At 31.4% G+C, this 11,559-nt stretch carries 12 protein-coding genes; 5 read left to right on the top strand and 7 right to left on the bottom strand.

What is annotated here, in order from left to right; genetic code table 11:
- From Q1W72_RS06075 to Q1W72_RS06065, 3 genes are all read left to right on the top strand, one after another.
- Complete coding sequence (locus Q1W72_RS06075) at positions 1 to 426, top strand: EamA family transporter (protein WP_099715582.1); 426 nt, start codon at positions 1 to 3, stop codon at positions 424 to 426.
- Between the two features lie 38 nt (positions 427 to 464).
- A complete protein-coding gene (locus tag Q1W72_RS06070) occupies positions 465 to 1,241 on the top strand; it encodes a phosphatase PAP2 family protein (RefSeq protein WP_099715583.1) in 777 nt (258 codons plus the stop codon).
- Positions 1,242 to 2,043: 802 nt separating this feature from the next.
- Entirely contained in the window at positions 2,044 to 2,310 is a 267-nt protein-coding gene (locus Q1W72_RS06065; protein ID WP_302137636.1) for a helix-turn-helix domain-containing protein, read from the top strand.
- Between the two features lie 167 nt (positions 2,311 to 2,477).
- Here the strand turns inward: Q1W72_RS06065 and Q1W72_RS06060 are convergent, their stop codons facing one another.
- The 5 genes from Q1W72_RS06060 to Q1W72_RS06040 form a co-directional block, all read right to left on the bottom strand.
- On the bottom strand, positions 2,478 to 3,533 hold the full coding sequence (locus Q1W72_RS06060; protein WP_302137635.1) for a serine hydrolase: 1,056 nt from the start codon (positions 3,531 to 3,533) through the stop codon (positions 2,478 to 2,480).
- 316 nt (positions 3,534 to 3,849) lie between these two features.
- A complete protein-coding gene (locus tag Q1W72_RS06055; RefSeq protein ID WP_302137634.1) occupies positions 3,850 to 4,476 on the bottom strand; it encodes a hypothetical protein in 627 nt (208 codons plus the stop codon).
- Positions 4,477 to 4,511: 35 nt separating this feature from the next.
- Complete coding sequence (locus Q1W72_RS06050) at positions 4,512 to 4,997, bottom strand: hypothetical protein (RefSeq protein ID WP_302137632.1); 486 nt, start codon at positions 4,995 to 4,997, stop codon at positions 4,512 to 4,514.
- Positions 4,998 to 5,134: 137 nt separating this feature from the next.
- Positions 5,135 to 5,419: a hypothetical protein gene (locus tag Q1W72_RS06045; RefSeq protein ID WP_302137630.1), complete on the bottom strand. Its 285-nt coding sequence runs from the start codon at positions 5,417 to 5,419 to the stop codon at positions 5,135 to 5,137.
- Between the two features lie 168 nt (positions 5,420 to 5,587).
- The gene (locus tag Q1W72_RS06040) at positions 5,588 to 7,171 is read right to left on the bottom strand and encodes an endonuclease NucS domain-containing protein (RefSeq protein ID WP_302137629.1); all 1,584 of its coding nucleotides are present in this window, start codon (positions 7,169 to 7,171) and stop codon (positions 5,588 to 5,590) included.
- Between the two features lie 319 nt (positions 7,172 to 7,490).
- Here Q1W72_RS06040 and Q1W72_RS06035 point away from each other — a divergent pair, with 319 nt between their 5' ends.
- Positions 7,491 to 7,634 carry a transposase gene (locus tag Q1W72_RS06035; protein WP_302137924.1) on the top strand — a complete coding sequence of 48 codons (144 nt, stop codon included), beginning with the start codon at positions 7,491 to 7,493 and terminating at the stop codon, positions 7,632 to 7,634.
- A 350-nt stretch (positions 7,635 to 7,984) separates the two neighbouring features.
- On the opposite strand, the gene Q1W72_RS06030 is transcribed toward Q1W72_RS06035, so the two are convergent.
- Positions 7,985 to 8,683, bottom strand: coding sequence for a hypothetical protein (locus Q1W72_RS06030; protein WP_302137628.1), 699 nt, complete (start codon positions 8,681 to 8,683; stop codon positions 7,985 to 7,987).
- Between the two features lie 101 nt (positions 8,684 to 8,784).
- Between Q1W72_RS06030 and Q1W72_RS06025 the strand changes: the two genes are divergently transcribed.
- On the top strand, positions 8,785 to 10,323 hold the full coding sequence (locus Q1W72_RS06025; RefSeq protein WP_302135917.1) for an IS1182 family transposase: 1,539 nt from the start codon (positions 8,785 to 8,787) through the stop codon (positions 10,321 to 10,323).
- Positions 10,324 to 10,572: 249 nt separating this feature from the next.
- On the opposite strand, the gene Q1W72_RS06020 is transcribed toward Q1W72_RS06025, so the two are convergent.
- Complete coding sequence (locus tag Q1W72_RS06020; RefSeq protein ID WP_302137627.1) at positions 10,573 to 11,547, bottom strand: beta-propeller fold lactonase family protein; 975 nt, start codon at positions 11,545 to 11,547, stop codon at positions 10,573 to 10,575.
- Positions 11,548 to 11,559: the final 12 nt, after the last annotated feature.

The raw sequence follows: 11,559 nt of genomic DNA, 5'->3' as shown, positions 1-11,559 counted from the left end.
ATGAAACAGTATCAAATTTTTGCTCTAATATCGATGTTCTTCGCTGGTTTGACATCGGTAGTTGCTAAAGCAGGTTTAAAGAATGTAGCTTCCGATACAGGCTTGGCTATTCGGACTTCATTCGTATTTATTTTTATTTGGTTTAACATCATAGTTTTTAATAATTATAAAGATTTCTCTAATCTTACCAAAAAAGATGTTTTGTTGTTAGGTGTTTCGGCTCTAACAACGGCAATTTCTTGGGTCTTTTATTATAGAGCAATAAAAATAGGCACAGTCTCCGAAGTGGCATTAATCGATAAAGGAAGTATAATTATCACACTAGTACTTTCTTTTATATTTCTAAACGAACAATTTACTTGGCGCATAGCTTTGGGTGGTTTGATGATTATAGGCGGAATACTAATCTTAACAATGAAATCATAATGGTATAAAACTACGCGTAACCTTTTAAATTATTTACCATGTTTAAAACCATTTTATTTTCATTATTAAGTATAGCTACATTGCATGCACAGAACCAGATTGAAAGTGTTCAAGAGAAGAAAATTGATACAGATACTATTCCGAAAACCGACAGCACGCATAAATTCAAATTAAAACAACTAATCATTCCGTCCGTTTTAATAGGTTATGGTGTAATTGGTATTGAAAGTGATCAATTAAAACTCTTCAATACTCAAATAAAAGAAGAAGTAAATGAAGATATCGATAAAAAAGTAACCATTGACGATTTCTCGCAATATGCACCAGCTTTATCAGTTTACGGATTAAATGCTTTGGGCATAAAAGGAAAACATAATTTTAAAGACAGAACCATAATACTCGGTACTTCTTATTTAATTATCTCAGCATCAGTTTTAAGTTTAAAATCAATTACACAAGTCGAAAGACCTGATGGTAGTGGTTTCAATTCTTTTCCATCTGGACATACAGCCACGGCTTTTGCAGGCGCAGAGTTCCTTTGGCAAGAGTATAAAGATGTCTCAATATGGTATGGAATTTCAGGATATATAATTGCTACTGGTACAGGAGCATTCAGAATTTACAACGACAAACATTGGCTAACAGATGTGGTTGCAGGTGCTGGAATTGGAATTTTAAGTACAAAAGTTGCCTATTGGATCAATCCATGGATACAAGAAAAAATATTCAAATCCAAAGAAAAAAATAGTATGTCAGCTATAGCACCTTTCTATAATGGCAAACAATTAGGTGTAGGCTTCATTAAAACGTTTTAATATTTGTAATTATTTTTAAAAGATACTTTTTGTTAAAGAGAAGTGGTTTTTTTTTAGATTATTATCTGATTTAGCCTAAAATACTAATTTTAATTGGTTTCTAATGTATAAGTATAATTGACACTTAGTATTGAAAGCAATATTTTTTTAAATATTCAGATATAAATGGAATTCTGGACACTATCGCAAAAAGTGTAAGTTGAAAAGTCTAGACTTCGGTTTTTATAATTAAAGCCTTTTTTCAAATATAAGTTTATAATAAATAATTGTCTTTATATATTTTTTCTCACCGTGCACAACTCATTTATTTATTAGCTTCATTTAACGAACTACTTGTTTGATAACTCCAACATTCTCCTTTTTACGGTATTAAAAGTACGTTTTACATTTCAGTCGCCACTTCTTTGCCAACGTTCCAAAAAATTAATGACATAGTTTAAAATAAATCATCTACACTTCGTGATTTGCACCAGAATTTTTTTTTAGCTTCGTTAAATAATTTGGCATAATAGTGCATATAGAACTATCCAGCTTTTAATCAAAATTTCGAATGCAGTAAATCTAATTAGATTGTGTAGATATAAATTTATGCCTCATAGTTAACATATCAGGTTTAACCTGACTACAATGAAACAAAATATAATAATATCAACAATTATTTATTTAGTACGATATACATACCAAAGCTATATTGTCAGGTTGAACCTGACAATATAGATACGAAATATAATTATAATAACCCGTTTATCTCTTGTCTTCTATTTCTATATCAAAAACAATCGAATGAAACATCTGCTATTTATTGTTTTGGCAGGCAAGTATCTACAAATCACAATTTAGTCGTATAGAAAACAATAAAACTTACCCATCATTTTCTACGATTGAAAAAATTACAAAAGCAATGGGTTGCTCGATTGCCGAACTGTTTGCGTCTGCCGAAGAAATAAGAGACATTCATTCCAACGATAAAAGTTTAATGGAAAAATTGACATTTAAAGAAACGCTGTCAGATGAAGAAAAACAGACCTTGTTTAATATTCTTGATGCTTTCGTTTCCAAGAAAATATAAAGACACCCTTTCGGGTTTGCTTAATGATGTAAAATAAGAAAGCCGAGCATTTGCTCAGCTTGCTTTGTTCGACTAATTTTTAATTATTTCCTGTGATTTGTTTGTGCATTTACTATAAATGATATTATACTGCAAAACAGCAATAGTGCTTTTTTTATTGAAGCGATTTATTTCAAAAGTTTACTTTCTTTAACTATTTTTCTAATTTCCTGCTCGAAATAATAAGCAATTTCAAAGTTTTCATGGGCTTGATTTTCCATCACTATGACACTTGTTTTGGTTTTAGGGTAATATAAATTTACTGCCGTAAATCCTTCGCTTGGATGAAAACCAGTATGTCCAATTTCATAGATGTCGTCTTTATCATTAATTCGCAAACCATAACCATAACCAATAGGATTTTCACTAAAAAGTTGATGTTTGTTGGTAATAGAATAATTAGTCATCAGTTTGTAAGTAGCTGGTTTTAATAATTTTCCATTATGCAAACATTCGTTCCATTTGGCTAAATCTGATGCGGTAACAATTAAATGACTTCCCCAATACTGGTCAGGTGTTAAGCTGATTTTTTCAAATTGCATTATCGTTCCCTCTTTTTTTATAAGGTGTCCTTTGGTCAAAAAAATACTATTGGTTTCGTCCGGATAATAGCTATTGTTCATTTTACATTTCTTAAATAATGCCGATATTAAAGTTTCAAAACTTTTTCCACTTTGCTTTTCCAAAACCATTCCAGCCACAAAATAACCAACGTTTGAGTAATTGAATGCAGTACCTGGTCTAAATTTCAAAGGCTTATCTATACTTTCGCTGTACAAACCCGAGGTGTTGTTAAGCAATTGATGAACTGAAACGGTATCTGCCCAAGAATATTTTAAATTAGGTAAATATTTACGAATAGGCGTCTGCAAATCAATCGTTCCTTTTTCAACTTCTTGTAAGATAAGCGTAGCCGTAAATTGTTTTGCTATCGACATTGTAGAGAATTTGTCGTCGATTTTTAGAGGTGATTTTTTGTTTAAATTAGCAAATCCGTATGCTTTAGCATATTTCAATTTTCCGTTTTGTTGAATGTAAACTACTCCGTTAAAATCTCTCGGATTTTTAGTTAGTAGTAAACTGTCAATTTTTGTTGAATAGTTGTCTTTTTGCTGTGCTGATAAATTGCAACTTGTAAATAGAATTGTTGTTGCAAGTATTGTTAGTCTAAAAAATTGTTTCATTTATGTTCTGAAAATTATTAAATATTTGTGTCTGTTTTGTGGTTACGTCGGTTCGTAAAATTGCCTCCAACGTCAGTCTGTGAAAAAACTAAAATCTACCTCTTAAGATTCTCATATTTGAGATTTTTTTTGGTAGCCCTCCGAATACTTTCTAAATTTAATGAGGTTTTTTCAGAGCCTGACGTTCCGGTACTCAGCGGGTTTGGGACTAAATTAAGATTTATTTATCGGGTTATCGTAAATTTTCCAAAGACAAGATAAATTTTAAATTAAGCGTAAGACCCAAATCTTGCCAAACGGCTGTTAGCAACAGTTATTATTCTTCAACAATTAAGTAGATTAAGAAAAATTCCGAAATTTTATATTTTTCATACCATTTTTCAACATCAATATTCCCTTTTGATACTTCACAATATCCTAAATTGCCTTTATCTGGATTGTCATTTGGCGGTGTAATTAAAGCAATTTGTGTTTCTTTTCCAAGTTCAAAATCAATTTTATCAGATTCATTTCCGCACACATCTCTGAGTAGAAATGAGCCATCTTTGAATTTCTTATTAATTTCAAAAATTTGTTTATTAAAAAAATTTGGAAAGTAAAATCCAATCTTTTCGTTTTGTAAAATATGCTGGCTTACAATTGAAAAATTGAAGTTTTTTCCAATTTTTGGTAGCTCTTCATTTTTAGTATCTATTACATTTTTTTCAATTTCTATTTGACCGTTTTTGTATTTACGAATAATTATTTTAAAGTTTTTATCTTTCAATTTTTCAGAATTTGAAAAAACAATATTTAGTTTTTCAATACCTTGAAAGTTCTGTATTATAAATTCTTTTGAACCAAATTCAGGATTGTCATATTTGGATATCATTTGTATTTTTTCTTCCTGACTATAAGTTGATAAAGAAATAAGTGTTAAAGTCAATAATAATATTTTCTTCATTCGATCGTTTTTTTTATAATTACTGCTAATAGTACTTATTGGATTCTAAGTGTATCATGTACAATTGATTCATACATTAATTTCATTATATCAGCATTAATAACTTGTGATAAACCTAAATCGATTAATTTTCCTTTGAATAATTGTGCCCAACTTTGTTTGTTTAAGTAAGTATAATATTCTTTTAATTCTTCAAGTTCCTCGAAGATTATTTGTTGACCAAAACCTAACTTTTCTAATTGAATTTTCAAATCGTCTATTTTGATACTAAGTTCTTCATTATCATAATTAATTGAGCTATAATTTGGAACAGTTAGTCTTCGTTTTTCTTCAATATATATTTTCCCATTTAATGTCAATTGTGCGTCAGCTTGTCTTGCGATATTGTTGCTGTTAACATAGCCATTTTGTTCAAGTATAGAAACATAATCAAATTCTTCTCGTCTTTTTTTCAAAGTAATTCCATTTCCTTCCAATATTTGTAAAATGGGGTAAATTCCATCTCCATATAAATCATACAATTTTTCAAGAATAAGTTCTAGGATTTCATCCGAAGTATAGTTTTGTCTAATTGATAAGTCAATTTCATTTGGCTTAGTTAAAACATCAGATACGCTAACGATATTTATTATGAAATTGATATATCGAAGGTCAGAATTTAAGTCTTCATTTTTCTCTTTAATTTGTTGTTCAATTGGTTTTGAGTATTCCCAAAGTTATATCTATTAGAATTTGAAATTTTGAAATTTTGGACAAAGTAGTTTTCTGCACTAAATGAATTAGTTAAAAAAGTTATAACTTCAATTTTCCAAAGTTTATAGTTTTCAGAAAAAACATCAAATTCGTTATTGTTTTTTGGTTTAGATTCATAAATAATTTTACCTTTTTCTGACAAAGAGTTTATTTCACTTTTAAACTGTTCCCATTCAAAATTTTCATTCATAAATCTAATGTTGTTTTAGTATTATTGCTAACGTTTCCAGGCTATGAGAAGTTGCGGCTTTCGAAGCTGAGTATTCTCTGTTACCAGGTTGGAAGTTATGAAAAAAAGTGGTTCTATTTAATTGAAAGGCAGCAATTTATTATAGCCTGTGTTATGGGCAGTTTGAATTTAAAAATTTGCGAACATTCCATTACCTAAATGCGCATTTTCAAAGTAATTGAACAGAATCATTAACTCGTTTATATTTTCTGTAAGAAATGTATCAAAAGGCACAGTTTCGATTTTGCTTTTTTCAGATATTGTTTTATTACGAATCAAAATGTCGTTCAAATCCGTTTCGACTTCTTTACCGACTTTTTTGTAGTTGGTAACATATTTCAATCCCATTTTTTCCATAAGCAAATGATTATGTTGCCTTTGTTCTCCAAAATGTCTTGCAAAAAGATATTCTTCGAAGTTTTCAAACGATTCTTGAATTATGTTATTTATCTCAAACTGTTTTCTTTCCCAAACAATTTCTCCACTAAAAAACTCAACGGCTTTAGAGGAATCATTTGGATCAACTATAACAAAAAAACGAGGTGCCCACAATTTTGAGTCTCTACAAGAAATTGATTGCCAAATGGTTTCAAAAATGTCGTCTTTATTAAAAATAGAAATTAACATGGTTGAATGAGTCTTTTTCTTGCAATAAGAAATAATGTCTTTGACATCATGTTTCCAAATTGAGTTGTTGAAAAACGGAGTTTCTATATTCGATTCAATTTCGTTAAATTTTGAGCGGTTTTCACTTTTTAGCGTAGAGAAAAAATGCATAAATGATGCTCCATTAAGACCTTTCAAATCCATCAGAATCATAGATTCAGAAAGACGTTCATCTTCCTGAAAAACTCCAAGTTTGAAAACTTTTTCGAGACTCCACATTTCAATGAGTCGATCGGTTAATTTTTCTGGATATCCAATTTCGCAAGTTTCACAAGTTACATCAATCTCACCGTCTAATCTTTCAGATAATTCGTCTAATGCATCTTCATCATCAAGTTCTTCTATTGTTTCTAATATTTCATTAAGACTTTCTGAATCTAGAACTTCAGTAAGCTTTTCAATATAAAATTCACGCGATTTGAGTTGTGGCGCCCAATAAAGTACTTTTGTTGCTCCATAAAATGGGTCCACAAAATTCAAATTAAATACTACAAGAATATAGTCGTGTATACCTAAAGTAGTGGCTTGCTTAACAATTTCTTTTTTTGAATCAAGTAAATCTTCATAAGTTTTATAATATCTAATAAAATGTCGCCTACAAATATTTCTACCCTCAATTTCAGGAAGTGCTTCAATTTTTTCAACTGAAATTGGGTTATAATCTTTGTCAACAGTAAGCTTAAAACCACTCAACTGATAATTAGTTGCATGATAAAACTCTGAAAATGGGACTAATAATTCATGCCAATGTGTCGAAATTACAATTAACCGTATTTCACTATTCTTAAGATTTTTTTTTCGCTTTAGAAGGGCAACATATTTTGAAAGTTCTGTAATCGCTTCTCTTGATGCGGCGTCTGAACGCTTTACCTCTATAATTACAAAGTTATTATTGGTATCATTGGCAAATATATCTACAAAACCACCAGCTCCATTTGGATTTTTGAGATGATATTCGTCATCAATATATGTCAATCCATCTTCAATTAGGTTAAGTTTTATAGCGAGTTTATCTCGAATTTTATCTTCAATCTGCTGTTTTGCCATTTATTCTATATTTGATATTCTTGCCCACAAATTGCCCATAACGTCAGCCTGTGAAAAAACCTCCGTTGTATTCTCACCAAATATAGCAAAATACTTGTGTAAAAAGAAGATTTTTCGTATTTTTAAGAATGCAACACACTACCGGAATTTGCCGCCATCAAATGTGTTTTTCAAGTTTAAAAGATACTATAAGCCTGATAATTTGGTGTTATTAATATATGCTTTTGTCGAATATATAGACTTCTCTAAACTCGATTGTGCTGTAAAAGCGCTCAAGACTGAAGGTCGTTCGAGTTTCAATAATAAAGTATTTCTAAAGATGTATTTATATTGTTATTTCAACGGGGTCAGGAATGATCGAGATCTAGAAAAGGAATGTTTAAGAAACGTTGAAATGCAATGGCTTTTAGAAGGCATTCGTCGCAATTACCACAGCATTACAGATTTTAGAAAAATAACCTGATCGCATTTAATAACCCTTTCAAACTATTTGTTTCATTCTTGAAAGATGCTGATTTGATAGGTTGCGAAACCATAGCTATCGATGGTTTTTTGGCAGTAGCCACAACACAATTCCCTGTCAAAACTAATTTTATGGGTAAGGGAACGTGTGTTCATAAGTGACCGAAAATACGAAACTAAACCCAAAATCCTTCTCAAAAAAAAAGAGGACACTAAATCCTCTTGAAATTCTCCTTTAAAACTTTACGATAACTCCATAGTTCCTGCCAGTGAACGGTTCCGTTCAACCGGAGTTTCATTGTTCGTGCTGCGCACGCAACGAATCTCTAGCTGTTGGCAGGCGTATTTTTTTTACGAAATCCAATTTCTTTCCATTTTAATTATTTTCCACTTGTTTTTTACTTTTCTGATATAGATTTTATTACCATATCCACATTCTCGTCCGCAAATAAATCCCACTTCAAGAATTCCGTTTTCTTGTTTTTTATCAAATTTTATTCCTGAAACTCTCAATATTCCTGAAAAGTTAAATTGATATTTTCTTTCAAAAACATTCTCTTTTTCGAATTCGTTTATGTTTTTTAGTTTGAATTTGCCATTCAATCTTATGTTTTTGTAATTTAGGAAGTATTCCTTTGTTTTATTAACTATCAATTTTTTCAAAGTATCTTTTGGAAAATCTTTACTCACAATTAATTCATATTCTTTTTCGTAGGGAGAAATTTTTGGGTCAAAGGCTATAATAACTTTTGAAGTATCTTTTTCTATTTCTGCAATATCTTTTTTCCAATTTTTCAATCTTTGAATTTCTTCCGCCGTTGCTTTTGTAGAATCAATTTTCACATATCGACCTTCTTTATCAAAAATCATTTTCCCATATGGTGGTGGAGCATTTGATAATATTCTAGTATCAACGCAAGTTGAGTCTATGATGCTTGGCAAAATTTCCGTCAAAACTTGTTTGTTAAATTCAATATCATAATCGTTCTTTTTACAATTTGCAAAAAGAATGATTAAGAAGAAGAATGTTGTTGTTTGTAGTTTCGTCATAATATGTCTGCCAACGTCAGTCTGTGAAAAAACCTCCGTTGTATTATCATCAAATATAACAAAATACTAGTATAAAAAGAAGATTTTTCGTATTTTTAAGAATGCAACATATCACAGGTATTTCCCGTCAACAAATGCGTTTTTCAAGTTTAGAAGACACTATAAGTCCCGATAATCAGGTGCGATTTATAGATGCCTTTGTCGAATATATTGACCTCTCTAAACTCGATTTTGCTGTAAAAACGCTCAAGACCGAAGGTCGCCCAAGTTTCAATAGTAAAGTATTTCTAAAGATGTATTTATACGGTTATCTCAACGGAATCAGAAGTGGCCGTGATCTAGAAAAGGAATGTTTGAGAAACATCGAAATGCAATGGCTTTTAGAGGATATTCGTCCCAATTACCACAGCATCTCAGATTTTAGAAAAGACAATCCTATTGCTTTGAAAAAATTATTCAAACTCTATGTTCTCTTTTTAAAAGATTCTGACTTAATAGGCGGTGAAACTATAGCTATTGATGGCACCAAAAGTCGCGCGCACAATAGTAAGAAAGCCAATTTTAACCAAAAGAAAATAGACAAACACTTAGCTTATATTGAAGCTAAGACCCAAGAATACTTGGATACCTTGGAAGAAAATGACGGCAAAGATAATCCAGCTATAATCCAAAATATCCAACAAAAGTTAGACCGATTGAAAGGGAACAAATTGCGTTATGAGCAACTGGAAGAAAAACTAAAAGCAAGTGGCGAGCCTCAAATAAGCACAACTGACAGTGATGCCAGAGCATTACTAGTTCAAGGACAAGTAGTTGAAATTTCGTTTAATGTTCAAGCCGCAGTCGATGCTAAAAATAATCTTGTTGTAGCCACGCACACCATCAATAAGAATGATCGCAGTGCTTTGTCAGCTATTGCCATAGAAGCCAAAGAGAATCTGGGTATCGAAACCTATACTGCATTGGTCGATAAAGGTTACCATAATGGCAAACAAATAGAAATCTGCAAACAAGCCAACATAACTACCATTGTAGCACAGCCTGAACAAGGAAAAAGTAACGAAAACGGTACGACCAAGGCTTATTTGGTAGCCCAATTTCAATACGATCACGACACCGATACTTATACTTGCCCACAAGGCGAAACACTAAAAACTACAGGCAGTTGGCATAAGAAAACTACAGATAAAGACAGTTATAATTTTAAAAAATACCGAACCCCAAAATGCAAAGAATGTCCCGTAAAGCATTTATGTACAAGTAGAGCTGCAGGCAGAGAAATCGACCGAAGCCAATATGCCGATGCCGTAGAAGAAAACAACAAGCGTTACCATGCAAATGCGCAGTTGTACCGCATGAGGCAAGAAATTAATGAACATATTTTTGGCACCATCAAACGACAATGGGGCTATAACCATACCAACTTAACGGGATTAGAAAAAGTAAACGGAGAACACAGCCTGATTATGCTGGTGTATAACATCAAACGCAGTATCAATATCCTAGGCGTTCCCGATTTGATTGCCAAACTCAAAAAATGGAACTCACCCTACAAGGCAAAAGTCTTGTTTTTGCTAAAAACGAGTTATTTAAAGCTGAATTTAGAGTTCTTTTTTTCCAGTTTAAAATTAGCAGCCTAAAAAAGACCTTTCTTAAAAGGCTTTCTTTTGGATTGTAGAAAAGGAAAAATTGAAGATTTTAACGCAAAAAAGAGGTTTTTTCACAGCCTGACGTTCCGCCGCTTCTCGTCAGTTGCGAAGTTCGGAACTTTTTATTTTCTGTTAAAGATAAAAATTCTTGCGAAACGAGAACGAGAACTTACCACAAAATTCGCAATTGCGAGAAACGGCTGTTAGCGGATAGCCCTTTTACCTTTTTTAGGAAATTTATTAATTCTGAATACTATATATTATTTTCTTTTCAGAAAGATTAACTACACTAATAGATAAATCTTTGTTTAGTACAAATACATTTTTACCGTTTTTAGAGTAAACAATCGCTTGTCTTGGTTCATTAAATCCTGTTATCACTCCAATATTAGTTAGTGTTGGTACATCAATTATTGAAAGAGAATTATCTTCTTTATTTCCACTCAATAAAATGTTTTCATCTGAAGATAATGATGCGCCATAAGGATCTTTGCCTACAGAAATTGTTTTAGCGATTATACCTGTATTTAAATTAACTACTGCAATGGAATTGGAACCACTATTAGCAGCAAATAATGTTTCACCATCTTTAGTAATAGAGATAGCTCTTATTTTGCTAAAACCAGTAATAGTTGTATCGATTTTTAAAGTTGCTGCGTCCACAACAGAAATAGCGTCGCTGGCAAAATTGGTCACGTAAATCTTTGTATTTGTTGCGTTTAATTTAATACCTTGTCTTGGTTCGGCAAAACCTGTTATTATTTTTTTTACCGATTTACTTGAAAGGTCAATTACCGTTACTGTATTTGTTGCCTCATTATTAATATAAATTTCTTGACCATTGTTGCTAATTGCTGAACCAAATGCTCCAAAGCCTACCGCATATTTTTCAATGATTTTAAAGTTCTTTGTTTCCAGTACAGTTAAAAATCCGGTGCTGCTGTCAGTGATGTAAAACTTCATTCCATCAGGCGAAAAAATGATGTTTCTTGGACTGATGAATCCAGGTATCTTTTTTATTAATTTACGAGATTTTAGATTATAAACACTTACGAAATTTACGTCGCTGTTTGATGCTAATGCAATATTTTCGGTTGGACTTATTGCTAAAGAATTATTTTTTATGTTGCCGTCAAAGATTTGTTGCGCTTGAGTTTTGGTAGCAATAATACTAAAGAATAGTATTAACATTCCAATTTTGAATTCATTTTTCATATTTTTAATTTA

This window comes from Flavobacterium sp. ZE23DGlu08, assembly GCF_030505335.1.
In the GTDB taxonomy this organism is placed as follows: domain Bacteria; phylum Bacteroidota; class Bacteroidia; order Flavobacteriales; family Flavobacteriaceae; genus Flavobacterium; species Flavobacterium algoritolerans.
The sequence above is the reverse complement of the archived record's forward strand: the minus strand, read 5'-3'. Positions and strand labels throughout refer to the sequence as shown.